Genomic DNA, 24,972 nt, shown 5'->3' with positions numbered 1-24,972 from the left:
GGAGAGGTAAAGATGGGGCCACAATTACTCACAACAATCGAACAGATTGCTAACGAAAAAGGAATCGAGAAGGAGATTATCATCGATGCACTTGAGCAGGCGCTCATTTCGGCATACCGCCGAAACGTCGCCAACCCGAATGAAAACGTAAAAGTTGAATTCGACCAAGTGACCGGTGATATTCGTGTCTTCGCACTTCTTGAAGTCGTCGAACGTCTCTCGCATCCCGAGCAACAATTGTCGCTCGAAGAAGCACATGAGATTGACCCGAACTACGAGTTAGGGGACTTCCATAAAGAAGAAGTCACACCGAGCGACTTCGGTCGCGTCGCGGCGATGACGGCTAAACAAGTCGTCACGCAAAAGATGCGGGAAGCCGAGCGCGAGCGCATCTATAATCATTTCGTCGATAAAGAAGACGAGATCATGACAGGGATTGTGGAACGATTCGACCCACGCAACTTGTATATCGGTCTTGAGAACAATATCGAAGCGGTGCTCACACCGAACGAGCAGATGCCAAATGAATCGTACCAGATTCATGACCGCATCAAAGTGTATGTGACGAAAGTCGATTCGACGACGAAAGGTTCTGGTGCAGCCATTCAAGTCTCACGGACGCATCCAGGCTTGTTGCGTCGTCTGTTCGAGCTCGAAGTGCCAGAAATCGCGAGCGGAACGGTCGACGTCATGTCGGTCTCACGCGAAGCGGGTGACCGCTCGAAGATTGCCGTCCATTCAGACATCGTCGATCCAGTCGGCGCTTGTGTCGGTCCGAAAGGGCAACGCGTCCAAACGATCGTCGATGAGCTCAACGGTGAGAAAATCGATATCGTTCGTTGGTCGAACGACCCGAAAGAGTTCGTGAAAAACGCACTCAGTCCGGCTCAAGTCGTTGACGTGTACGTCAATGAACCGAACAAATCGACGACGGTCGTCGTGCCAGACTATCAATTGTCACTCGCCATCGGGAAGCGCGGTCAAAACGCCCGTCTTGCCGCGAAATTGACGGGATGGAAAATTGATATCAAGAGCGAGACGGATGCAGAGGGCATGGACTTGTATGATACGTACGCCGAAAAAGTTGAACCGGAGCCAGAAATTGTTCACAATGAAATGGAACAGACTGACTCGGTTGACGTCGCTCTCGAACCGACAACGGTGAAAGAAGAGGAATGACCATGAAGCCAAAGAAACTTCCTTTGCGCAAATGTGTGGTCACGCAAGAAATGTTACCGAAACAAGCGTTGATTCGTGTCGTTCGGACGCCGGAAGGCGACGTCGTCATCGATACGTCTGGTAAATTGAACGGACGTGGGGCGTATTTATCGAAAGATGCGGATGTGATTCGTTTAGCAGAGAAAAAACGGACACTCGATCATCATTTAAAAGTCAAGACGAGTGACGCGCTTTATGAGCAGCTGCTTCAAGCTGTTACAGGAGCCGAATCATGAGTCAGTGGGAATCATTGTTAGGCCTTGCCGCACGGGCGAGGAAAGTAACGATGGGAGAAGAGTTTGTGTTGAAGGATGTGCGAGCTGGCCGAGCCAAGCTTGTCATCCTTGCCGGAGATGCAGGAGCATCTACGAGAAAACGGGTTACCGACAAATGCACATCGTATGGTGTTCCATTGATTGAAGTGAGCGACCGATATACGATCGGGGCTGCTTTAGGTAAAGACATGCGAGTCGTCGTGTCTGTGACAGAATCCGGATTTGCGAACAAGCTTAAGCAACTTCTCTCTTAACTATTAACGGAGGTGGATGCTTTGGGAAAACGCGTCTATGAATTTGCAAAAGAACAGAATGTAACAAGTAAACAAGTCATTACTCAGCTCGAGAAAATGAACAAGCCAGTGAAAAACCACATGGCTGTCTTAGATGAGGAATCGGTCAAGCAACTCGACCGTGTCTTCAACCCTGAGAAATACCGTTCGGCTGACAAGCAAGACAAGCCGGCTGCAACGAAACCATCTGAAACGAAGTCTGCCGAGTCAAAACCGGCTGACGCGAAGCCTGCTGGCAAACAAGAAGCACCGAAAGCACGCCCACAAGCGTCTGGCGGTCAAAGCAACCAAGCGGGTAACCGTGGTGGCAACCGTTTCGGCAACAACCGCAACGACAACCGCAACAAAAAGCGCGGCGGTAAATTCAAAGGTAAACCTGCGAAAGCAGCCGTGCCATTAGAAGCGGATCCAAATTCGAAAACGAGTCAACGTAAAGCGGCTCGTTTAGCGCAAGAGTCTGAAATGGGCAACGTCATCAAGTACGAGGATGTCCTCAGCGTATCGGACCTCGCTGCGAAAATGGATAAAAAGCCAAACGAGATCATCATGAAGTTGATGGGTCTTGGTGTCATGGCGACAATCAACCAAACACTTGATGACGAGACGATTGAGTTGCTTGCAACTGAATTCGGTTACGAAGTCGAGAAAGAAGTCCTCATCGACGAGACGGACTTTGAAGAAGTAGAAATCGACTTCTCTCCGTATGAGCTTGTGGAGCGTCCAGCTGTCGTGACGATCATGGGTCACGTCGACCACGGTAAGACAACCCTTCTTGACTCGATCCGCAACACGAAAGTCGTTGCTGGTGAAGCCGGCGGGATCACGCAGCACATCGGTGCTTATCAAGTTGAAGTCAACGGTAAAAAGATCACGTTCCTCGACACACCAGGTCACGCCGCCTTTACAACGATGCGTGCCCGCGGAGCCGAAGTGACGGATATCGCGATTATCGTTGTCGCAGCGGATGACGGCGTCATGCCACAGACAGAAGAAGCCATCTCACACGCGAAAGCGGCAAACGTGCCGATTATCGTCGCGGTGAACAAAATGGATAAAGAAGGCGCAAACCCTGACCGCGTCAAACAAGAATTGACAGAGTTTGGTCTTGTACCGGAAGAGTGGGGAGGCGAAACGATTTTCGTACCGATTTCAGCTTTGAAGGACGAAGGAATCGATGAGTTGCTCGAGATGATCTTACTCGTCTCAGAAGTCGAAGAGTACAAGTCGACGCCAGAAATGCCAGCTCGCGGTTCGGTCATCGAAGCGAAGCTCGACAAAGGCCGCGGTCCAGTCGCTACGCTTCTCGTTCAACACGGGACACTCCGCATCGGTGACTCGATTGTCGTCGGTAGCACGTTCGGACGCGTCCGGGCCATGGTCAACGATATCGGTCGTCGTGTGAAAGAAGTCGGTCCATCGACTCCAATCGAGATCACAGGATTGAACGACGTCCCACAAGCCGGTGACCAGTTCATCGTGTTTGAAGACGAGAAGAAAGCACGTGCAATCGGGGAAAAACGTTACCAACGTTACCTCGAGTCACAGCGTCGCGAATCGGCTAAAGTGAGTCTCGACGACTTGTTCAGCCGTATTCAAGAAGGCGAAGTCAAAGATTTGAACGTCATCATCAAAGCAGACGTTCAAGGTTCGGCTGAAGCACTCGCTGGTTCACTCCGTAAAATCGACGTCGCAGGCGTCAAAATCAACATCGTTCACCAAGGTGTCGGTGCCATCACAGAAGGTGACGTCATCCTCGCTTCGGCGGCCAATGCGATCATCATCGGATTCAACGTCCGCCCAGATGGGAACGCCCGGTCGATGGCCGAGCAAGAGCATGTTGAAATGCGTCTGCACCGGATCATCTATAACGCCATCGATGAAATCGAGAGCGCGATGAAAGGGATGCTCGACCCTGAGTTCGTTGAAGAAATCACAGGACAAGTTGAAGTCCGTGACGTCTTCAAAGTCTCGAAAGTCGGTACGATTGCCGGCTGTTACGTCACAGAAGGTAAAATTTCACGCGACGCCGGCGTCCGCATCATCCGTAACGGGATTGTTGTGTACGAAGGAAAACTCGATACGCTCCGTCGCTTCAAAGACGACGTCAAAGAAGTCGCGGCAGGCTACGAGTGTGGGATTAAAGTAGAGAAGTTCGACGACATCAAAGTGGAGGACGTCATCGAGGCGTTCATCATGAAAGAAGTCGAACGTAAATAAAGCGAGGAGGGAACACGTATGAACATTCGTGCCCAACGCGTCGCAGAGCAGATGCGTAAAGAGATTACAGATATCTTGCTCCGTGAAGTCAACGACCCACGTACGAAGAACGCTACAATCACGAGCGTTGATGTGACGGGAGACTTGCAGCAAGCGACAGCCTACTACACGGTGCTCGGAGACGACGCCACGGTGAAGGCTGAAACGCAAGCTGGTCTCGATAAGGCGAGCGCATTCATTCGCCGCGAGATCGGGAGCCGCATCCGTCTTCGTAAAACGCCAGAATTGTCGTTCGAATACGATTCATCGGTCGCATATGGTAGCCATATCGACTCATTGATTCGTGACTTAAATCGGAACGACCAATAAATTGAAGGGGGGACTCGCGTCTCCCCTTTTTTGATGGGAGGAATTCAGATGGAACCAACAGGTGTACTGATTTTAGATAAAGACAGCGGCATGACGAGCCACGACTGTGTGTTCAAGCTCCGTAAATTGTTCCAAACGAAAAAAGTCGGACATACCGGCACACTCGACCCGGAAGTGACCGGTGTCCTACCGATTTGTCTCGGACGGGCGACGAAGTTGTCACGTTTTCTGACCGATGAAGGCAAACGCTACGCCGCGGAAATCACCATCGGGACGGCGACGATGACCGAGGACGCCCACGGCGAGGTCGTCGAGACGCGTAAAGTCGGTCCGGAGGCGTTCACGGCCGCGGACATCGATCGGGTCCTCGAGACGCTGACCGGGAAAATCGAGCAAATCCCGCCGTACTTCTCGGCCGTCAAAGTGAACGGTAAGAAACTTTACGAATACGCCCGCAAAGGTCAGACGGTGGAACGGCCGCGCCGCATCGTCGAGATTCATCGTCTCGTCCGAACGACGGAGCCGGTCATCGAAGACGGCGTCTGCCGCTTCCGGATTGATGTCGAGTGCGGCAAAGGGACGTTCATCCGGACGCTCGCCGTGCAAATCGGGGAGCGGCTCGGCTATCCGGCCCACATAAGCGACTTGCGACGGACCCGGTCCGGTTCGTTCGAGGAGACGGGCGCCGTCACATTGCAACAACTCGCCGACCTCGAGACGGTCGAAGAGCGGATGAACCATCTCATCCCGCTCGAAGAGGTCATCAAACGTTGGCCTGCCATGACGATTCCAGCCAATCGGGAACGGTATATTCGCAACGGGGGTCGTTTGAACGACGTCTCGCTCGAATTTGAACTGTTTACTGTCTATAATGAAGAAGGAATTCCACTTGCCCTCTATCGACGGCTTGACGGAACAACAGACGCAACTGTCGAGGTCATGTTGACCATCGACTAAAGGGGAGATTGAAGTTATGGAAACGATCCATCTGACGTATCCGGAGACACCTGACCTGGTCCCTTCGGTCATGGTGCTCGGATTTTTCGACGGCGTCCACACCGGACATCAGGCCGTGATTCGGCATGCGCAAGCGCAGGCGGAACAGCTTGACGTGCCCGTGACCGTCATTACGTTCGACCCGCACCCGAAACAAGTGTTATCGAACAAACCGGATGCGGTCCGATACATCACACCGCTCCAACGCAAATTGAACCGAATTGCCGCGCTCGGTGTCGAACGGTGCATCGTCATCACGTTCACGAAAGAGTTGGCGAGCCTGTCACCGCAACAATTCGTGGATGACTATTTGATTGATGCCGGCGCGGTCCACGTGACGGCAGGCTTCGACTATTCGTACGGTAAATTCGGGGAAGGGACGATGGAGACGCTACCGTATCATGCGCGTGGTCGCTTCACGACCTCGGTCGTCGCCGAGCAGACGAGCGGCGGCGAGAAAGTGTCATCGACACGGATCCGTCAATTGCTCGGTGCCGGAGACGTCGATGTGGCGAGCGAGTTGCTCGGTACACCGTACGTCATCTGTGGGGAAGTCATCCACGGGGATGCCCGCGGCCGGACAATCGGTTATCCGACGGCGAACGTCGTCATGGATGCCTCGTACGTCATGCCGCGTCTCGGTGTCTACGCGACGCGTGTCCGGCTGCAAGATGGCCGGACGTTCGACGCGATGACGAACGTCGGGCGGCGTCCGACGTTTTATGCGACCGGTGACGTGTCCATCGAGAGCCACTTGTTCGACTTCTCGGAAGATTTATACGGACAATTGATTGAAATCGAATGGATGCACTATTTACGGGACGAGCGGGCGTTTGACGGACTCGATTCGCTCATCGCCCAACTCAAGCAAGATGAGACGGCCGCTCGGGCAATCCTGTCTTGACTTTGGATGGGTGGTACGGTATCCTATTTTGGTACGCAAAGTACACCGCTTCGCTTGGCTGATCGATTCACCAACGTCGGCTCGGCAACGCGGCAATTTTCTATTAAATGGAGGTGGAGAGGCAATGGCACTCTCAAAAGAACGTAAGAACGAAATCATCGCGGAATACGCGACAAAACAAGGTGACACTGGTTCACCGGAAGTTCAAGTTGCAGTCTTGACTGAACAAATCAACACTTTAAACGATCATCTTCGTACACACAAGAAAGACCACCACTCACGTCGCGGTCTTTTGAAAATGGTTGGACGTCGCCGTAACTTGCTTACGTACCTTCGTAACAAGGACGTTACACGTTACCGTGAATTGATTCAACGCCTTGGTCTCCGTCGTTAATCCGAACGGACCATGTGACGGGCTGGGACACTTGTTCCTAGTCCGTTTCTTCTTTTTTAGGAGGAAAATCATTAGACATTCATATGAATGAGTTACATAATAAACTAGATAAGGTTTGAGAGGAGAATGTTCATGTTAGGTACGAAACAAGTATTTTCTACAGAATGGGGCGGTCGTCCGCTGTCTGTAGAAGTCGGCCAACTTGCGAAACAAGCAAACGGCTCGGCACTCGTCCGTTATGGGGACACGGTCGTGCTCGCCACGGTCACAGCATCGAAAGCGCCGAAGGATTTAGATTTCTTCCCGCTCACGGTCAACTATGAAGAAAAACTATACTCGGTCGGTAAGATTCCAGGAGGCTTCCTCCGTCGGGAAGGTCGTCCTGGGGAGAACGCGATTTTGACATCGCGTCTCATCGACCGTCCAATCCGTCCGCTTTTCCCGGACGGCTTCCGTCACGATATCCAAGTGATGATTTACGTCATGTCGAACGACCCGGACTGCTCGGCTGAGATGGCCGGTATGCTCGGAACGTCAATCGCACTCTCGATTTCAGACATCCCGTTCGATGGCCCGATCGCCGGAGCGACAGTCGGACGCGTCAACGGTGAGTTCGTCGTCAACCCGACGACGGCTCAGCTCGAACAGACAGACCTCGAACTCCAAGTCGCCGGAACGGCAACTGCGATCAACATGGTTGAAGCAGGCGCCAATGAAGTACCGGAAGACGTCATGCTCGAGTCGATCTTGTTCGGTCATGAAGAGATCAAGAAATTGGTTGCGTTCCAAACGGAAATCGTCGAAGCTGTCGGGAAACCGAAGTTCGAATACACGGTATCGAAGTTTGACGACGCCTTGACGGCTGAGCTCGAAGCAGCTCGTCCAGAAATCGTTGCCGCGGTCCAAGTCGAAGAGAAGCATGCGCGTGACGAAGCGATCAACGAAGTGATCGCCAAGTACGTCGCCATCTACGAAGAGCGCCTCGTCGACGAGCCGGCCAAGTTGAAAGAAGTGTCTGGCATCTTGAACAAGTTCGTCAAAGATGAAGTCCGCCGTCTCATCACGGTCGAAAAAGTTCGTCCGGACGGTCGTCGTCCGGAAGTCATCCGTCCGCTTGCGTCGGAGACGGGCTTATTGCCACGTGCCCACGGCGTCGGCTTGTTCACTCGTGGACAAACACAAGTCATGTCGGTCGCGACACTCGGCGTCATCGGAGATGCGCAAATCATCGACGGCATCGGTCTTGAAGAGAACAAGCGCTTCATGCACCATTACAACTTCCCACCGTTCTCGGTCGGAGAAGCTCGTCCGGTGCGTGCGCCTGGTCGTCGTGAAATCGGTCACGGTGCCCTCGGAGAACGTGCATTGCTCCCGGTCATCCCGAAAGAAGCTGACTTCCCGTACACGATTCGTCTCGTCTCGGAAGTGCTCGAGTCGAACGGTTCAAGTTCACAGGCGTCAATCTGTGGCTCGACGCTCGCTCTCATGGATGCAGGGGTTCCAATCAAGGCACCGGTTGCCGGGATTGCGATGGGCCTCATCATGGAAGGCGAACATTACACGGTCCTCACGGACATCCAAGGACTCGAAGATCACCTCGGCGACATGGACTTCAAAGTCGCTGGAACGAAAGACGGGATCACGGCGCTCCAAATGGATATCAAAATCGCCGGAATCACGCGTGAGATTTTGGAAGAGGCACTCGAACAAGCTCGTTCAGGCCGTCTCCATATCTTGAACCATATGCTTGAGACGCTCGACGCACCGCGTCCGCAGTTGTCGAAGTATGCACCGAAAATTGTGACGATGACGATCAATCCGGACAAGATCCGCGATGTGATTGGACCGGGCGGGAAGATGATCAACAGCATCATCGACCAAACGGGCGTCAAAATCGATATCGAGCAAGACGGGACGGTCTTCATCGCGTCGACCGACCAAGATGGCATCGATATGGCGATGGCCCTCATCGGCGACATCGTCCGTGAAGTCGTCGTCGGCGAAGAGTTCGATGCGACGGTCCGCCGCATCGAGAAGTTCGGCGCGTTCGTCGAATTGTTCAAAGGGAAAGACGCGCTCGTCCACGTCTCTGAGTTCAGCTTAGACCGTGTCGCGAACGTAGAAGACGTCGTGAAACTCGGCGATACAATCAAAGTCCGTGTGACGGAGATTGACGACAAAGGCCGAGTCAATGCCTCGCACAAAGTGCTCATCCTTGAAGGATTGTCACCGGAAGAACGCGAAGCATACGAAGCGAAACGTAAAGCGCAGCGCGAGAGCCGTCCACCACGTGACAGCCGTCCACCGCGTCGTGACGGAGACCGTCGTCCGCCACGCTCGACAAACTAATCATGATGGCCATCGTCTGGTGCGATGGCCTTTTTCATAGGAGTGATAACATGGAATGGATCACATTAGACAACGGCGTCCGCATCGTGATTGAACCGATGGCGGATGTCCGCAGCACGTCGACCGGCGTCTTCATCAAAGCCGGGACCCGGACCGAAGATATGACCGAGATCGGTATCAGCCATTTGATTGAACATATGTTGTTCAAAGGCACTAAGACACGAACGGCCAAAGAAATCGCGTCGTTCTTTGATGAGCTCGGGGGCAGCGTCAACGCGTTCACGTCGAAAGATCACACGTGCTATTACGTGAAGACGCTTGATGAACATGCGGTCATCGCGTTCGATGCGCTCGCTGACATGCTATTCGATTCGTTATTTGACGAGACGGAGCTCGAGAAAGAGAAGCGGGTCGTCTTAGAAGAAATTAAAATGTATGAAGACACACCGGAAGACCTCGTCCACGAGCTGCTCGCGAAAGCCGTCTACAAGGATGACATCCTCGCCGAACCGATTCTCGGGACGGAAGCGAGCGTCCTCGGCCTATCGCGGGAGCAATTGCTCCGTTACGTCGCTTCGACGTACACGGGCAATCGTGTCGTCGTATCGATTGCCGGGCACGTGACCGAAGAATTGATCGAGGCGGTCAAGACAAGGTTTGCCGACCTCCCATCAGGGGAATCACCGAAAGAATCGACGACACCGATGTTATATAGCGACGTGATGAAAAAACAAAAAGAGACGGAGCAAGCGCACCACTGTTGGAACTTTGAGGCGATTGCCGCCAAAGATGACCGTCTGCCGCATTTGGCCTTGATGAACAATGCCATCGGCGCGACGATGTCATCGCGCCTCTTCCAGTCGATTCGAGAAGAAGAAGGGTTGGCGTATTCGATTTACTCCTACTACACGACGTTCGACGATCACGGCACGTTCACGATCTATATCGGGACATCCCCCGATACGCTCGCCCAAGTCGAGACGATTATGACGCGCGAACTCGCGACGTTGGTAGCGGACGGTTTGTCCGACGAGGAAGTCGAAAAAGGAAAGCGCCAATTGAAAGGGTCGCTCGTCCTTGGCAATGAGAGCACGAGTGCCCGCATGAACCGGAACGGGCGCAACCTCGTCCTGCTCGACGATGTCGAGGACTTAAATGAAGTGCTCGCCAAAATCGACCGCATCGATGTGCATGGTGTCAACGCCTTAATCAGAGAGGTGCTCAGCCACGCCCCTGCCAAATCTTATGTCCTTCCGTCCGAAGACTGACTTGAAACCGAATTGTAAGTTCTCTACACTGATTAAGAGGTATTCTTTACTTTGGACAGGAACAGGTGAAAGAAGGGAAAGACTTGAACTTAACGGATTTAGCTAAACACATTCAATTAATCAATCAACCAAACTTAGAATCCATCCCCGTGACCCATGTGACGACCGACTCGCGTGAAGTCGTCCCTGGGACGTTGTTCGTCGCCATCAAAGGCTATACGGTCGACGGGCATGACTATGCCGAACTGGCGGTCAATAAAGGGGCCGTAGCCGTCGTCAGCGAGCGTCCGCTCTCGTTAAGCGTACCGAACTTGATCGTGCGCGACAGCACGCGATCGGTCGGTCTCTTAGCGTCGGCGTTCTATCAGTATCCGTCTGAACAGATGCGTCTGTTCGGGATCACGGGAACGAACGGCAAGACGACGACCACGACGATTCTTCGCGACGTCCTCACCGAGCTCGGTCATAGCACCGGCTTGATTGGCACGGTCGAGGTCCGCATCAACGATACGGTCGTCCCAAGTAAAAACACGACGCCACAAAGCTCGGAGCTGCAACAGTTGCTCGCCCGGATGCACGCAGAAGGCGTGACCGATGTGATGATGGAAGTGTCATCGCACGGTCTTGAACTCGGCCGCGTCATCGGGACGGACTTTGATATCGTAGGATTCACGAACTTGACGCACGACCATCTCGATTTCCATGGCACGTTCGAGAACTATGCGCGAGCGAAAGGCTTACTGTTCGCACAGCTCGGTCAGATGGCGTCACGTCACAAGGTCGCCGTGCTGAACGCAGACGACCCGTACAGTAAGCTGTACGAGACGATGACAGGGGCACGAGTCATTACTTACGCAATTGACACGATGGCAGACGTGACGGCTTCGGATATCGTTCAGACGCTGTCAGAGACGAGCTTTTGCCTCAACTATCAAGGAGAGCGCCATCCGTTGACGGTTCAATTCATCGGCCGCTTCAACGTGTATAATATCTTGCTCGCGACAGGCTGCCTGCTCGCGGCAGGCTATCGCTTACCTGAAATCGTCCAGGCGCTCGAAGCGATCCATCCGGCCAAAGGGCGGATGCAACGCCTCGATGTGCCGGGCTATAACGTCTATGCGGATTACGCCCACACCCCGGACGGCATCGAGCAATGCTTGAAGTCGCTCGTCGGCGTGCCGAAAGAGAAGATTGTCTTCTTAATCGGGACAGGCGGCAATCGCGACGTCACGAAGCGACCGACGATGGGCGAGATGGCCTCGAAATATGCGGGAACGGTCGTCATCACGACGGATGACCCGCGCTTTGAAGCGTATGACTCGATCACGAGCGGCATCGCTGCCGGAATGACCCATGACAATTTCGTTGAAATCGGGGATCGCGAAGAAGCGGTCCGCTACGCGGCCAAATTGGCCGAGTCTGATAACATCGTCGTCTTGGCCGGCAAAGGACATGAGAAGTATCAAATCATTGGCAATGAGAAAATTCCGCTAGATGAAGAAGCGATCGTCCGAGCGACAATTTTGAAGACGGAGGAATCATGATTTATGGCAGTACAACCGATCACCTTGACAGAGAAAGAGCATGACGAGTTCGTCAAAACACATGACCGTGGGGATTTGCTTCAACTCTCAAGTTGGGCAAACGTCAAACGACAAAACGGCTGGTTCGCTGAGCGCATCGCCGTCGCGACCGAGGGTGTGACGAGCGGGGTCGCGTTACTGTTGTTCAAACGCGTACCGAAACTCCCGTTCACGCTCTGCTATGCGCCGCGCGGGTTCGTCGTCGACTACGACGATGTGGCGTCGCTGACCGCGTTGACCGAAGAAGCGAAACGGGTCGCCAAAGCGAACAAAGCGATCACCGTGAAAATCGATCCGAATATCGACCGCGACGAAGTGCCAGGCCTGTTGACGGAAATGGCGAGCCTCGGTTTTAGCCATAAAGGATACGGTGGTGGGTTCGATTACGCCCAGCCCCGGTTTACGATGGAGACGGACTTGCGTCCGAGCGAAAAAGAGATTTTCGGCAAATTCCATCATAAGTTCCGCTATAACGTACGTTTGGCAGAGCGGAAAGGAATCGTCTGCACGGAAGTCGGTCGCGATGGGCTCAAGACGTTCGCCGACTTGATGAAAGTGACGGGCGAGCGCGACGGTTTTGCCATCCGCGGTCTCGATTATTTCGAGAACTTATACGATTGCCTGCAGCCAGGGGACGCACGCCTGTTCTTGACGAAATTGGAACCGAAGCTCGCGCTCGACCAGCAGATGGGCACGCTCGAAAAAGCGGAACGTGATCTCGCCAAGATTGAACGTTCTCTCGAGACGGAGACGGTCGAGAAGAAACGGACGAGTCTGTTGAACCGCCAAAAACAGACGGGCGAACAGATTGAAAAGATTAAAGCCGCGTTGCCGGAACTGAACGAGTTACATGAGAAGTATCCGAACGGGCTCGTCTTATCGGGCGGTCTGCTGACGTTAGCCGGACGACGCTCGTATTACTTGTACGGCGCATCTTCGAACGAGTTCCGTGACTTCATGCCGAACCACCTCATGCAATGGACGATGATGCAAGCGGCCAAGGCGAGCGGGGCCGAACGCTACGATTTCGGTGGCGTATCGGGCAGTACCGACGCCGACGATGAGTATGCGGGTCTATATGCGTTCAAATCCGGTTGGGGCAGCGATATGATCGAGAAGGTCGGCGAGTTCGATCTCGTCTTGAACCGTCCGCTCTATTTCGCTCTGGAAACAGGATTACCGCTCGTCAAAGGACTCCGTAAACGGTTGCGCCGATGAAGTGGACCGGCGTCTTGACGTTCGCGATGACGGCTTTTTTAATCGGAATCGTTTTAGCGTACACGTTGTCACGTCCGGGGCCGGTGCCATGGGTCGATGAACCGACGTTCGAGGCAGGGATGTGTGAGCGCAACGCGCGCTCGGAAGCGGTCATCGTCGAGCGTAGCGAGAAGGCGTTCGCGAAACTGCATCCGCACGTGCGCGAGCGGAGCGAATCATTCGTGCGTCTGGCCTATTCGTGCCTCGGACTCGAGGTTCGCCTGACGTCGGGATATCGTTCAGCCGATGAGCAGAACGCCCTCTATGCCCAAGGTCGCTCGAAAGCAGGTCAAGTCGTGACGAACGCCAAAGCGGGCGAGAGCTACCATAACTATGGGCTTGCCGTCGACTTCGTCATCATTCACAACAATCGGGCCGACTATGATTTGGAGTCGGACCATAACCGGTCGGATGAACCGGATTGGCAAGAACTAGGGGAACTCGGCAAGGCGCTCGGCTTCGAATGGGGCGGGGATTGGAGAAGTTTTCCGGATTATCCACACTTACAAATGGACTTCGGTTTGTCGATTCGTCAGCTCGCTTCGGGGAAACGCCCGGATGACAAAGCGACGATGCCGCTTGCCGATGTGATGAAACCTCTCGTCGATTGAACGGAAATGTTGGCATATCAGCAGTTTTCCGATACAATATTCAGTAGCGATAAGTGGACGAAACAGAATATGCAACATCTAGGAGGTTTTTGTTAGTGTCAAAGAAGAAGACAGAGAACGTTAGCGTCTTTGCGCTTGGAGGCGTGGGCGAAATCGGGAAGAACATGTACGTCGTGGAACTAGACGACGACATCTTCGTCATCGATGCCGGCCTTATGTTCCCAGGCGATGAGATGCTCGGGATTGATATCGTCATCCCGGACATTACGTATTTGAAAGAAAATAAAGATCGGGTACGCGCGATTTTCATCACCCACGGTCACGAAGACCATATCGGTGGACTCAGCTACGTACTCCGTGATTTGAAACACGTTCCCGTCTATGGGACGAAATTGACGCTCGGTTTAATCGAGCTCAAATTGAAAGAGGCCGGCTTATTGAAAGAAGTCGACCTCCGATTGATTGACGCCAAAACGAAATTGACTATCGCTGATCATTTCATCACTTTCTTCCGCGTCAACCACTCGATCCCGGATTGTGTCGGGGTCTGTATCCAAACGTCACAAGGCGCCATCGTTCATACGGGCGACTTCAAGTTTGACTACACACCGGTCGATGGGAAGCAGTCAGACTTCAATAAGTTGGCGGCAATCGGCCAACGAGGCGTCCTTTGCCTCTTGTCAGATTCGACGAACGCGGAACGTCCGGGTCAAACCGGTTCGGAATCGCTCGTCGGCGCCGAGTTGAACGATGTCATCTATCAAGCCGAAGGTCGCGTCATCGTCGCGTCATTCGCCTCGAACGTGCATCGTCTGCAACAAGTGTTCGCGGCAGCCGAAGCGAACGACCGCAAAGTGGCCGTCGTCGGCCGCAGCATGGTCAACATCGTCGAAGTGGCCCAGAAGCTGAATTATTTGCGCTTCAAGCCGAAGACGCTCGTCGAGCTTTCACAAGTGAATCGCTTGCCTGACAACAAAGTCGTCATCTTGACGACTGGTTCGCAAGGTGAGCCGATGGCGGCCTTGACGCGCATGGCGCGCAACGCCCATAAACAAGTGAACATCCGCTTGAACGATACGGTCGTCATCGCGGCGACACCGATTCCAGGGAACGAGAAGTCGGTCTCGAAGACGATTGACCTGCTCTTCCGCTCGGGCGCCAACGTCATCTATAACCAACGTAAAGTACACGTCTCGGGACACGGTTCGGCCGAAGAGCTCAAGCTCATGTTGAACCTCGTCAAACCGAAATACTTCCTCCCGATTCACGGGGAGTACCGGATGCAGATGGCCCACTCGAAACTCGCCGAGCAAGTCGGTGTGAAATCGAACAACATCTTCATCGTCGAAAAAGGGGATGTCGTCGAGTTCACGGGCCGCAAAGCCCGGATGAGCCGCAAAGTGCCGGCCGGAAACGTCTTAATCGATGGGATCGGCGTCGGGGACGTCGGGAATATCGTGTTGCGTGACCGTCGTCTCTTGTCACAAGATGGTGTCGTGCTCTGTGTCGTCACGTTGAACCGGAAACAGAAGAAATTGATTTCAGGACCTGAACTCATCTCGCGCGGATTCGTCTATATGCGTGAATCGGAAGAGATGATTTCAGAAGCGAACCGCATCGTCACGAAACAGATTGAGAAGAGTCTCCAAGCTGGAAGTGATTGGACCGAGTTGAAATCAAATATCCGCGAACGGCTCAGCGTCTATTTGTACGAGCAGACAAAACGTCGTCCGATGATCTTGCCGATCATCATGGAGATTTAAGGAATTGAGATTAAGGCAAAAGTCATCAGACTTTTGCCTTGTTTTTTTAGGAGGAATCTAAGGTGGCACAAAAAACGAGAAAAACCCCGGTGAAGCGGAAGCGACCGGCGACGAGACGTGCGAAAAAACAGCCCATCCCATTGCGTACATATGGCTGGATCGCCTTCGTCCTGTCGATCACGGCGTTCATCTTCTCCCTGTTTGATTTCGGATGGGTTGGCAATCAGACGTCGCTCCTCGCGACGACGTTGTTCGGGGGCTGGGGGGCACTGACGTATTTGGCAATCGCGTTCACGTTGCTCGTCTTTCTAAACGAGTTTCGCCCGATGCAACGAACCGGAATCCTATTGTTGTTCACGTCGTTCCTCATGTTCGGGGATTTGGTGTGGGGGGCCGAACGAGGCGCCATTAACGGGTCGCTCTATCAACTCAACCAATACTTGCTCTCCGACTTCGGGATTATCTTTTTAGGCGCCCTCTGCATGATCATCGGGATTTCCCTATTGTCGCCGACGATTTGGCGGACGATGGCTTCACGGTTACTTGAGACGGGTACGGCCATCAAGCAAGAGTGGCACGACCGGGAACGGGTCAAACCGGCCCCAGTGAAGCGTCAGAAGGCCGTCCCGTCCCCGGCGAAGGTCGAGCCGACACCTGCCGAAGCCGAGCCCGAGGCGGACGCGGTGACGATGCATGATATCCCGATCGTCGGGTTCAGCGAGAAAGTCGTCGCCGAGAAGCGTCCGAAAGTGGACGAGACGGTACCGTCGGAAGAAGTGGCCGACCTGCCGACCGAAGATATGATGATGACGGCGTCACAAGACGTGTCGGACACGTATGAGCTACCGACGTTCTCGATTCTCAGTGAACCGGTCGTCACCGACTTGTCCGGCGAGAACGCCCGCTTGAAAGCGAACGCGACGAAACTCGTCCAAACGCTCAAATCGTTCGGTGTCGGCGTGAAAGTATTGAAGATTCATCTCGGTCCGACCGTGACGAAGTATGAACTGCAACCGGATATCGGGGTCAAAGTGAGTCGCATCACCTCGCTCAGTGACGACCTTGCCCTCGCCCTCGCCGCGAAAGATATTCGGATCGAGGCACCGATTCCGGGCAAAGCGGCCATCGGGATTGAAGTGCCGAACCAGGAAGTGGCGCCGGTCTGTCTCCGTGAAGTGCTCGAGGCCGATCCGGTCAAGCGTGAACAGTCGCCGCTCCTCGTCGCCCTCGGCCGCAGTATCAGCGGCGAGACGGTGACGATCGCCTTGAACAAGATGCCGCATCTGCTCGTCGCCGGTTCGACCGGTTCCGGGAAATCGGTCTGTATCAACGGCATGATCGTGTCGCTCTTGATGCGGACGCGTCCTGATGAGGTCCGGCTCATGATGATCGACCCGAAAATGGTCGAGTTGAACGTCTATAACGGTGTCCCGCACTTGTTGACGCCGGTCGTGACCGATCCGAAGAAAGCGGCCCAAGCGCTCAAACAAGTCGTCGCCGAGATGGAGCGGCGCTATGAGTTGTTCAGCCGCTATGGCGTCCGGAACATCGAAGGCTATAACGAACTCGTCGACAAGTCCGACGATGAGGATGCGAAGCGCCTACCGTTCATCGTCGTCATCGTCGATGAATTGGCCGACTTGATGATGGTCGCCTCGAACGACGTCGAGGACGCGATTATGCGTCTCGCCCAGATGGCGCGGGCAGCCGGGATTCATATGGTGCTCGCCACGCAGCGTCCATCGGTCGATGTCATAACCGGTGTCATCAAAGCGAACATCCCGTCACGAATTGCGTTCGCGGTCTCGTCACAAACGGATTCACGGACGATTCTTGACGGTGGCGGGGCCGAGAAGTTGCTCGGACGGGGTGACATGCTCATGCTCGCCAATGGGATGAACAAACCGATTCGTGTCCAAGGCGCGTTCGTCTCGGATCAAGAAGTCGAAACGGTCGTCAATCACGTCATCGCCCAACAACGGGCCCAATATGTCGAGGCGATGATGCCAAAAGAAGAGGAAGTCACTACAATCGACTCGGACGATTCGTTATTCGAAGAAGTCGTTCAATTCATCTTGACGCAAGAGACGGCATCCACTTCGATGATTCAACGAAGATTCCGCATCGGGTACAATCGGGCCGCCCGATTGATCGATTCGCTCGAGCAGGCTGGATATGTCGGGCCGTCAGAAGGCTCGAAGCCACGCAAAGTGCTCATCAACCAACCTGAAGTATAAAAAATAAAACGAACGATTAGGTAGAATCATTCCTAATCGTTCGTTTTTTTATGTATTTTGAAATCGATTGGTTCGAACAGGTTGTCCCAGTAGGGAATCCTGTTAATATGAACTAATATAGCACATCTGACCTATTTGATCCATTAAGACATACTACTAAAAACGTTGAACCGCTTTCATTTTTTAATACCGTTTACATTTTACGTTTTCTTTTCAAACGGCTCAACAACAGGTAATATAGACTAAGAGGTATACATAATCCCTTCACATTAAAATATTTCCCTGATTCCGAACAAAAAGTATTGCGTTCTAATTCTCGAATCCCTATACTTAATATTGGCAAGGACATTCATACGTCAGATGTCTGAGCACTGGTTAGAATAGGTAAAGGTGGTGAGGCCCATGTCGATCAAGCTCGATCATCGCTTGCTCTATCTTCGCGTGATTGAGAAAATCAAGCAAGATATCGACGATGGTGTCTATCGTGAAGGAGAGAAGCTCCCTTCAGAGTTCGAGTTGTCGAAGCAACTAGGAGTCAGTCGAGCGACACTCCGGGAAGCCCTTCGTATCCTCGAAGACGAGAAATTTGTCGTGCGGAAACATGGCGTCGGAACATTCATCAGTTCAAAACCTCCGTTCACTTCTGGGATTGAAGAACTGTTCAGTGTCACGGACATGATTATGCGCGCCAAGATGACACCAGGAACGAAAGTATTGGTGGCCGAAAAGGTTCTAGCGACCGAGAGAGAAGCCGAGCGTCTGAAAATTGAACCGAACTCACCGATTTATCGGATTGTCCGGATTCGTTATGCAGACGAGACGCCAGTTGTATACTGTGTCGATAAAATTCCGGCACACCTCGTCTCGAATCCTAAAGCGTTGACGGAAGGAAAGTCGTTGTTTGATGCGCTCGAACAAGAGGTAGGACGTCGGGTCGCTTATGCGATCACGCACATCGAACCGAATGTGAACGCAGAAATCTCGACGCAACTTCAAACGGACCAACCGTTACTGGCATTAAAGCAGTTGCACTACGATGAGAGCGACTTACCGCTGCTCGATTCGGCGAACTTTTTCCGAGCGGACCGCTTCGACTTCCACGTCGTTCGCAAACGCGTCTAAGCACGTTCGTTTTATCTGGAAACGGTTATTTTTGGGTAACAGCGTGAAAGCGCTTTCTTATACCGGTGTAAAGACTACTGATGACATGACAACCTTAATTGTTATGATCCGAAAGGGGAAACACGACGATGAACAAGAAAAAAACGATTCTCTCAGCTTTAGCAGCAGGTCTCACACTCTCAACAGTACTCGCAGCATGTGGCGGGGATGACAATGAAGGTGCTTCAAACAACGAAGGCGGCGGCGAAGGTAGCGACTTCAAAGTAGCGATGGTAACCGATACTGGCGGTGTCGACGATAAATCGTTCAACCAATCAGCTTGGGAAGGTCTTACGAAGTTCGGGAAAGACAACAACTTGACTGAAAACGAAGGCTTCAAATATCTTCAATCATCGAAACAAGCGGACTACCAGCCGAACTTGCAGCAATTGGCACGCGATAACTTCGACTTGATTTACGGAATCGGCTTCTTGATGGGAGAAGACATCCAAAAAGTTGCTGAACAGTTCCCAGACAACAACTTCGCGCTCGTCGATATGGTCGTTGATGCACCAAACGTCGCATCGATCACGTTCAAAGAGCAAGAAGGTTCGTTCCTCGTCGGTGTTGTCGCAGGTCTTACTACGAAAACTGACAAAGTCGGATTTGTCGGCGGCGTTGAATCTGACTTGATCAAGAAGTTCGAGAACGGTTACAAAGCTGGTGTCATGGCCGTTAACCCGGATGCGACAATCGACGTGAAGTACGCGGAAGACTTCAACTCAGCTGAAAAAGGTACAGCCATCGCTTCAGGTATGTATGGAGCAGGTTCTGATATCGTGTATCACGCAGCAGGTGGTACAGGGGTAGGGGTATTCACAGAAGCGAAAAACCGTAAGAAGAACGGCGAAGATGTATGGGTCATCGGTGTTGACCGTGACCAGTACGAAGAAGGTCTTCCAGAAAACGTAACGCTTACTTCAATGGTAAAACGTGTTGACACGGCTACTTACGAAGTATCGAAACTTGCAATGGAAGATAAGTTCCCTGCCGGCGAAATCGTTGAGTTCTCGTTGAAAGATGATGGCGTAGGGATTGCTGAGACTTCGGATAAGAACGTTGCAGCTGACGTCCTCACAAAAGTTGATGAGTACCGTCAACAGTTGATCGATGGAGACATCACGGCTCCAGCGACTGACGCTGAGTTCGAAGAGTTCATGAAAACAGTAAAATAATTCATTGAGTTAGGGGGGACCCATGCGGTCTCCCTTTACTTAAAGTTAGGGGTGGACTTTCTTGGAATATGTAATTGAAATGCTCAATATTCGCAAAGAGTTCGGAACGTTCGTTGCCAACGACAATATCACCCTCCAATTGCGTAAAGGCGAGATTCATGCGTTGCTCGGCGAGAACGGTGCCGGAAAATCGACGCTCATGAACGTCCTATTCGGTCTTTATCAGCCGGAAGGCGGGGAGATCCGCGTGCGCGGGGAGAAAGTGAACATTGAGAATCCGAACATCGCCAACGACCTTGGAATCGGTATGGTACACCAACACTTCATGCTCGTCGAGAAGTTCACTGTGACCGAGAACATCATCCTCGGCTCAGAGCCAAAGAGTGGATTGACGGTCGACCGGGCCACGGCACGTAAAAAAGTGATGGACATCTCGGAACAATACGGCCTCCGCATTGATCCGGATGCCAAAATTGAAGATATCTCGGTCGGGATGCAACAACGTGTTGAAATTTTGAAGACGCTCTATCGGGGCGCTGAGATTTTGATTTTTGATGAGCCGACCGCTGTATTGACGCCACAAGAGATTCAAGAACTCATTCAAATCATGAAGCGTTTGATTGAGGAAGGCAAATCGATCATCTTGATCACACATAAACTGAAAGAGATCATGCAAGTAGCCGACCGCTGTACGGTCATCCGTCGCGGACGTTATATCGGCACCGTCGATATCGATGAGACGGTCAACGAAGACCGTTTGGCTGAAATGATGGTCGGACGTGAAGTTAACTTTGATGCGGAATATTCCAAGGCAGATCCACAGCAAGTCGTCCTCGACGTCCAAAAACTCGTCGTCAAAGACAGTCGCGGACTAGAAGCCGTCGACGGCTTGGATTTACAAATTCGTTCTGGTGAGATTCTCGGCATCGCCGGAATTGACGGGAACGGGCAGACCGAGTTGATTGAAGCCATCTCAGGCTTGAAGAAACCGGAGTCTGGAAAAGTATTGTTGAACGGGAAAGACGTGACCGGATTCACGCCGCGTAAAGTGACGGAGTCTGGCGTCGGGCACATCCCGCAAGATCGTCATAAGCACGGACTCGTCCTCGACTATTCGATTCGGGACAACATGGTCCTGCAGACGTACTATAAAGAGCCGTTCTCGAAGCGGGGCTTGATGAACTATAAAGCCGTGGCGGAGAAAGCGAAAGCGTTGATTGAGAAGTTTGACGTCCGAACTCCATCAGTCGATGTGCCGGCCCGCGCCTTGTCAGGTGGTAACCAGCAGAAAGCGATTATCGCCCGTGAGGTCGACCGCTCGCCTGACTTGTTGATTGCGGCCCAACCGACGCGCGGACTTGACGTCGGAGCGATCGAGTTCATTCATGAGCAACTCATCAAAGAACGTGAAAAAGGACGTGCCGTCCTCTTAATCTCGTTCGAACTCGAAGAGATTTTACACGTCGCGGACCGCGTCGCCGTCTTGTATGAAGGCAAGATTGTCGGGATTCGCGATCCGAAAGAGACGACCGAGCAAGAACTCGGCTTCTTGATGGCCGGCGGTAAGAGAGGAGAAGAAACAGTATGAATAAGCTAGGATTCAATCGACTGCTCATCCCGCTCTTGTCGATTTTGATGGGACTTCTCGTCGGGGCAATCGTCATGCTGATTGGCGGATACGACCCGGTTCAAGGGTTCTCGTCATTGTTCGAAGGTATGGTCGGTAGCCCATATGCAATCGGAGAAACACTACGCGCCGCAGCGCCGCTCATCTTCTCAGGTTTAGCGGTCGCATTCGCGTTCCGGACCGGCCTCTTCAACATCGGGGTCGAAGGTCAAGTGCTAATCGGTTGGGTGGCAGCGGTTTACGTCGGAATCAATTTCGATTTGCCGATGTTCATCCACCTTCCACTCGCGCTTCTCGCGGCGATGTTCGCAGCAGCGCTCTGGGCGTTCGTGCCTGGTTTCTTGAAGGCCAAGTTCCACGTCCACGAAGTTATCACATCGATCATGATGAACTATATCGCCCTTTATACGACGAACGCGATTTTGCGTAGCGTCATCGGGGTAACGAATGAACGGACCGAGTCAATCAACGAGTCGGCGTCGCTCGCGTCGCCGTGGCTTCAAGAAATGACACAGTTCTCGCGCTTGCACTGGGGTGTCCTCATCGCCGTGCTCGCGGCCATCGTCTATTACTACATCTTGCAACGGACGACGCTCGGCTATGAGCTCCGTGCCGTCGGTTTCAACAAACACGCGTCACAATACGCAGGGATGAGCGTCAATCGCAACATCATCCTGTCATTCGTCATCTCAGGTATGTTCGCTGGACTCGCCGGCGCGATGGAAGGCCTCGGTACGTTCAACGGCATGACGCTCAGCGCTTCGTTCACCGGAGTCGGATTCGACGGGATTGCCGTCGCCCTTCTCGGAGCGAACACGGCCATCGGTGTCGTCTTGGCAGCCATCTTGTTCGCCGGCCTCAACATCGGTGGACTCGCGATGCAGCTCGGCGCCAACATTCCGTCTGAGCTCGTCAAAGTCATCATCGCCGCCATCGTCATCTTCGTGGCGTCTGGTTATGCGTTCAACTACGTGATTGACAAAGTCAAAGGAAATCGTAAGAAAGGAGTGGAGAAAAAATGAGCTTCTTAGAAGTCCTCTATATCGTCGTTCCGGTCGCGTTGGCCTATGCGACTCCACTCATCATCGCTGCGCTCGGCGGCATCTTCAGTGAACGCTCGGGTGTCGTCAACATCGCTTTAGAAGGCATCATGGTCATCGGTGCCGCGACGGGGATTATCACGACGCTCACGTTGACGAACATGGGGCTCGGCGGTCTCAGTCCTTGGATCTCGCTCTTGGTCGCCATGGTCGTCGGTGCGCTCTTCTCGCTCTTCTTGGCAGTGCCGGCCATTCTCTGGCGTGCTGACCAGACGGTGCTCGGGGTCGCCATCAACATGCTCGCGATCGGTCTCGCCATCTTCGTCGTCCGTGTCCTCTATAACAAAGGACAGACCGATTTCATCGAGTATCGGATCGCGAAAGAGAACGTGCCGATTTTATCGGATATCCCGGTGTTACGCATGTTCTTCATCAACGTTCAGTACACGTCGTTCATCGCCATCGCGCTCGCGTTCGTCGTCTGGTTCGTCATCTTCAAGACGCCATTCGGCCTTCGTCTCCGTTCAGTCGGGGAACACCCGATGGCGGCTGACACGATGGGAATCAACGTCACGAAAATGCGCTTCATGGGCGTCATGCTCTCTGGTGCGTTCGGCGGTCTCGCTGGTGCGGTCTACGCCGTCACGGTCACGACGAACTTCAGTGGGACGACAATCGTCGGTCAAGGTTTCTTGGCCATCGCCGCCATGATCTTCGGGAAGTGGAACCCGCTCGGCGCGCTCGGAGCCGGTCTCTTCTTCGGTTTCGCCCAAGCGTTGTCGATTATCGGTAGTAACTTGCCGATCATTAGCAACGTGCCACAAGTATTGCTCTTGATTGCGCCGTATGCGCTCACGATTCTCGCGCTCGCGGGTGTCGTCGGACGTGCGGATGCACCGAAATCGGTCGGTATCCCATATATTAAAGGGAAACGCTAATCATCAAAAGGACAAATGTCCATTTCACCAAGGTTGTTTGACGCTTAAGTCAAACAACCTTTTTTGTTATACTGGTGTAGAGGTGAGACAATTGAAAAAATGGTGGCAACTGCTGATCGCCGTCGTGCTGAGCATCTCGCTCGCGGGTTGCGCTGTCGATGACTGGTTCGCTGAACAAATCGACCCGCCGGAATCGCTCGTCGAACTCGAGGGCGATTTTCCATCGGCATCGGTCACAAGACAAGTCGCACAGCCGCTCGGCAAGACCGAGACGGTCACGCTCGATCGCGTCATCGACGGAGACACGCTCAAAGTCGAGTTTGAGAACGGGGCGACCGAATCGATTCGTCTCTTGCTCGTCGATACGCCGGAGACGAGTCATCCGACGCTGCCGGTTCAACCGTTCGGGGAGGATGCAAAAGCGTTCGTCGAGCGTTGGCTGCCAGAAGGGGATACGATCACGCTCGAGTATGACGTCGGACGCTATGATCGCTATCAACGGACACTCGCCTATGTCTGGTACGACGATGCGATGTTGAACGAGGAATTGTTACGGCGTGGGCTGGCGCGCGTCGCCTATGTGTACGCACCGAACACGCAACATATCGATGCGTTCCGGGACGTCGAACGGGCTGCGCGTCAGGAGTTGCTCGGGATTTGGAGTCTAGAGGACTATGTGACCGGCAACGGTTTCGACCACGAGGCGACTGAGCCGGCCCAGCCGAAGCGAGACACAGACGGGTGTGACATAAAAGGGAATATCAATCGTGACGGAGAGAAGATCTATCATGTTCCGGGCGGAGCGAGCTATGAGCGGACGAACCCGGAAGAGATGTTCTGTACAGAAGCGGAGGCGCGGGAGGCCGGTTTCCGTAAAGCGACACGATAAAAAAAGACATGTGCGCCGAGATGGCACACATGTCTCGCTTATTCGTACTTGAGTGCGTCGCCGTCGAATGATTCGTCCGCGACTTTGATTGAGTCGGTCGGGCAACCTTCGAACGCGTCCATCAAGTCCTCATACAATTCATCCGGCACTTCAATCGTCCCCGTGTTGTCGTCCATCAAGTTGAACGCGAGGCCTTCGTCATCATAGTCGAAGATGTCCGGGGCGGCTGCTCCGCAGGCCCCACATGCGATACATGTATCTTTATCAACAATCGTAAATTTTGCCATTTGTAACCCTCCATACGTTTCGTCTCTCTGCATAGAAATTGTTTTCTACTGACTATGAGTAATTGTAGTCTACATACCCAAATATTTCAATGAGGAAACGAATAACGTTTTGGAAGCATAA

22 protein-coding genes are annotated in these 24,972 nt (G+C 53.1%); 21 read left to right on the top strand and 1 reads right to left on the bottom strand.

What is annotated here, in order from left to right:
* Positions 1 to 12 precede the first annotated feature (12 nt).
* From nusA to KNP83_RS07700, 21 genes are all read left to right on the top strand, one after another.
* Positions 13 to 1,179 carry a transcription termination factor NusA gene (gene nusA, locus KNP83_RS07800; protein WP_034777276.1) on the top strand — a complete coding sequence of 389 codons (1,167 nt, stop codon included), beginning with the start codon at positions 13 to 15 and terminating at the stop codon, positions 1,177 to 1,179.
* Positions 1,176 to 1,454: an RNase P modulator RnpM gene (gene rnpM / locus KNP83_RS07795; RefSeq protein WP_214761999.1), complete on the top strand. Its 279-nt coding sequence runs from the start codon at positions 1,176 to 1,178 to the stop codon at positions 1,452 to 1,454. Before nusA ends, rnpM begins: the two co-directional genes overlap by 4 nt.
* Positions 1,451 to 1,747: a YlxQ family RNA-binding protein gene (locus KNP83_RS07790; protein ID WP_021067159.1), complete on the top strand. Its 297-nt coding sequence runs from the start codon at positions 1,451 to 1,453 to the stop codon at positions 1,745 to 1,747. The genes rnpM and KNP83_RS07790 overlap by 4 nt, the downstream gene beginning before the upstream one ends.
* Before the next feature lie 21 nt (positions 1,748 to 1,768).
* Positions 1,769 to 4,003 (top strand): translation initiation factor IF-2, encoded by a 2,235-nt coding sequence (gene infB / locus KNP83_RS07785; protein ID WP_214761998.1) that lies wholly within the window; start codon positions 1,769 to 1,771, stop codon positions 4,001 to 4,003.
* An 18-nt stretch (positions 4,004 to 4,021) separates the two neighbouring features.
* Positions 4,022 to 4,372 (top strand): 30S ribosome-binding factor RbfA, encoded by a 351-nt coding sequence (gene rbfA / locus KNP83_RS07780; RefSeq protein WP_021067161.1) that lies wholly within the window; start codon positions 4,022 to 4,024, stop codon positions 4,370 to 4,372.
* 48 nt (positions 4,373 to 4,420) lie between these two features.
* Positions 4,421 to 5,329, top strand: a complete 909-nt coding sequence (gene truB / locus KNP83_RS07775; RefSeq protein ID WP_214761997.1) for a tRNA pseudouridine(55) synthase TruB — start codon at positions 4,421 to 4,423, stop codon at positions 5,327 to 5,329.
* 16 nt (positions 5,330 to 5,345) lie between these two features.
* Positions 5,346 to 6,272 carry a bifunctional riboflavin kinase/FAD synthetase gene (locus KNP83_RS07770; RefSeq protein WP_214761996.1) on the top strand — a complete coding sequence of 309 codons (927 nt, stop codon included), beginning with the start codon at positions 5,346 to 5,348 and terminating at the stop codon, positions 6,270 to 6,272.
* Between the two features lie 124 nt (positions 6,273 to 6,396).
* Complete coding sequence (gene rpsO / locus KNP83_RS07765) at positions 6,397 to 6,666, top strand: 30S ribosomal protein S15 (protein WP_015881433.1); 270 nt, start codon at positions 6,397 to 6,399, stop codon at positions 6,664 to 6,666.
* 132 nt (positions 6,667 to 6,798) lie between these two features.
* Entirely contained in the window at positions 6,799 to 9,015 is a 2,217-nt protein-coding gene (gene pnp, locus KNP83_RS07760) for a polyribonucleotide nucleotidyltransferase (protein ID WP_214761995.1), read from the top strand.
* Between the two features lie 50 nt (positions 9,016 to 9,065).
* A complete protein-coding gene (locus KNP83_RS07755; RefSeq protein ID WP_214761994.1) occupies positions 9,066 to 10,283 on the top strand; it encodes a M16 family metallopeptidase in 1,218 nt (405 codons plus the stop codon).
* Positions 10,284 to 10,366: 83 nt separating this feature from the next.
* Complete coding sequence (locus tag KNP83_RS07750) at positions 10,367 to 11,827, top strand: UDP-N-acetylmuramoyl-L-alanyl-D-glutamate--2,6-diaminopimelate ligase (protein WP_251139284.1); 1,461 nt, start codon at positions 10,367 to 10,369, stop codon at positions 11,825 to 11,827.
* A 3-nt stretch (positions 11,828 to 11,830) separates the two neighbouring features.
* Positions 11,831 to 13,084 carry a lipid II:glycine glycyltransferase FemX gene (locus tag KNP83_RS07745; protein WP_214761992.1) on the top strand — a complete coding sequence of 418 codons (1,254 nt, stop codon included), beginning with the start codon at positions 11,831 to 11,833 and terminating at the stop codon, positions 13,082 to 13,084.
* On the top strand, positions 13,081 to 13,734 hold the full coding sequence (locus KNP83_RS07740) for a M15 family metallopeptidase (RefSeq protein WP_214761991.1): 654 nt from the start codon (positions 13,081 to 13,083) through the stop codon (positions 13,732 to 13,734). Before KNP83_RS07745 ends, KNP83_RS07740 begins: the two co-directional genes overlap by 4 nt.
* 95 nt (positions 13,735 to 13,829) lie before the next feature.
* Positions 13,830 to 15,497 carry a ribonuclease J gene (locus KNP83_RS07735; RefSeq protein ID WP_021067169.1) on the top strand — a complete coding sequence of 556 codons (1,668 nt, stop codon included), beginning with the start codon at positions 13,830 to 13,832 and terminating at the stop codon, positions 15,495 to 15,497.
* Between the two features lie 62 nt (positions 15,498 to 15,559).
* On the top strand, positions 15,560 to 17,734 hold the full coding sequence (locus tag KNP83_RS07730) for a DNA translocase FtsK (RefSeq protein WP_214761990.1): 2,175 nt from the start codon (positions 15,560 to 15,562) through the stop codon (positions 17,732 to 17,734).
* 402 nt (positions 17,735 to 18,136) lie between these two features.
* Positions 18,137 to 18,856, top strand: a complete 720-nt coding sequence (locus tag KNP83_RS07725) for a GntR family transcriptional regulator (RefSeq protein WP_214761989.1) — start codon at positions 18,137 to 18,139, stop codon at positions 18,854 to 18,856.
* Between the two features lie 128 nt (positions 18,857 to 18,984).
* Complete coding sequence (locus tag KNP83_RS07720; protein WP_214761988.1) at positions 18,985 to 20,070, top strand: BMP family lipoprotein; 1,086 nt, start codon at positions 18,985 to 18,987, stop codon at positions 20,068 to 20,070.
* A 61-nt stretch (positions 20,071 to 20,131) separates the two neighbouring features.
* Positions 20,132 to 21,658: an ABC transporter ATP-binding protein gene (locus KNP83_RS07715; protein WP_214761987.1), complete on the top strand. Its 1,527-nt coding sequence runs from the start codon at positions 20,132 to 20,134 to the stop codon at positions 21,656 to 21,658.
* On the top strand, positions 21,655 to 22,719 hold the full coding sequence (locus KNP83_RS07710) for an ABC transporter permease (RefSeq protein WP_214761986.1): 1,065 nt from the start codon (positions 21,655 to 21,657) through the stop codon (positions 22,717 to 22,719). The genes KNP83_RS07715 and KNP83_RS07710 overlap by 4 nt, the downstream gene beginning before the upstream one ends.
* Complete coding sequence (locus tag KNP83_RS07705; protein WP_214761985.1) at positions 22,716 to 23,675, top strand: ABC transporter permease; 960 nt, start codon at positions 22,716 to 22,718, stop codon at positions 23,673 to 23,675. Before KNP83_RS07710 ends, KNP83_RS07705 begins: the two co-directional genes overlap by 4 nt.
* Positions 23,676 to 23,757: 82 nt before the next feature.
* Positions 23,758 to 24,564: a thermonuclease family protein gene (locus KNP83_RS07700; RefSeq protein WP_214761984.1), complete on the top strand. Its 807-nt coding sequence runs from the start codon at positions 23,758 to 23,760 to the stop codon at positions 24,562 to 24,564.
* A 38-nt stretch (positions 24,565 to 24,602) separates the two neighbouring features.
* On the opposite strand, the gene KNP83_RS07695 is transcribed toward KNP83_RS07700, so the two are convergent.
* A complete protein-coding gene (locus KNP83_RS07695; RefSeq protein ID WP_021067177.1) occupies positions 24,603 to 24,851 on the bottom strand; it encodes a ferredoxin in 249 nt (82 codons plus the stop codon).
* Between the last annotated feature and the right edge of the window lie 121 nt (positions 24,852 to 24,972).

Source organism: Exiguobacterium sp. s146, from assembly GCF_018618415.1.
Classification (GTDB): Bacteria; Bacillota; Bacilli; order Exiguobacteriales; family Exiguobacteriaceae; genus Exiguobacterium.
This window is presented reverse-complemented; position numbering and strand designations above follow the sequence as displayed.

Excerpts from the sequence above, each read along its gene's own strand:
- nusA (WP_034777276.1), top strand. The coding sequence starts at position 13 with ATGGGGCCACAATTACTCACAACAATCGAACAGATTGCTAACGAAAAA.
- rnpM (WP_214761999.1), top strand. The coding sequence starts at position 1,176 with ATGACCATGAAGCCAAAGAAACTTCCTTTGCGCAAATGTGTGGTCACG.
- KNP83_RS07790 (WP_021067159.1), top strand. The coding sequence starts at position 1,451 with ATGAGTCAGTGGGAATCATTGTTAGGCCTTGCCGCACGGGCGAGGAAA.
- rbfA (WP_021067161.1), top strand. The coding sequence starts at position 4,022 with ATGAACATTCGTGCCCAACGCGTCGCAGAGCAGATGCGTAAAGAGATT.
- truB (WP_214761997.1), top strand. The coding sequence starts at position 4,421 with ATGGAACCAACAGGTGTACTGATTTTAGATAAAGACAGCGGCATGACG.
- KNP83_RS07770 (WP_214761996.1), top strand. The coding sequence starts at position 5,346 with ATGGAAACGATCCATCTGACGTATCCGGAGACACCTGACCTGGTCCCT.
- rpsO (WP_015881433.1), top strand. The coding sequence starts at position 6,397 with ATGGCACTCTCAAAAGAACGTAAGAACGAAATCATCGCGGAATACGCG.
- pnp (WP_214761995.1), top strand. The coding sequence starts at position 6,799 with ATGTTAGGTACGAAACAAGTATTTTCTACAGAATGGGGCGGTCGTCCG.
- KNP83_RS07755 (WP_214761994.1), top strand. The coding sequence starts at position 9,066 with ATGGAATGGATCACATTAGACAACGGCGTCCGCATCGTGATTGAACCG.
- KNP83_RS07745 (WP_214761992.1), top strand. The coding sequence starts at position 11,831 with ATGGCAGTACAACCGATCACCTTGACAGAGAAAGAGCATGACGAGTTC.
- KNP83_RS07740 (WP_214761991.1), top strand. The coding sequence starts at position 13,081 with ATGAAGTGGACCGGCGTCTTGACGTTCGCGATGACGGCTTTTTTAATC.
- KNP83_RS07725 (WP_214761989.1), top strand. The coding sequence starts at position 18,137 with ATGTCGATCAAGCTCGATCATCGCTTGCTCTATCTTCGCGTGATTGAG.
- KNP83_RS07720 (WP_214761988.1), top strand. The coding sequence starts at position 18,985 with ATGAACAAGAAAAAAACGATTCTCTCAGCTTTAGCAGCAGGTCTCACA.
- KNP83_RS07710 (WP_214761986.1), top strand. The coding sequence starts at position 21,655 with ATGAATAAGCTAGGATTCAATCGACTGCTCATCCCGCTCTTGTCGATT.
- KNP83_RS07705 (WP_214761985.1), top strand. The coding sequence starts at position 22,716 with ATGAGCTTCTTAGAAGTCCTCTATATCGTCGTTCCGGTCGCGTTGGCC.
- KNP83_RS07695 (WP_021067177.1), bottom strand. The coding sequence starts at position 24,851 with ATGGCAAAATTTACGATTGTTGATAAAGATACATGTATCGCATGTGGG.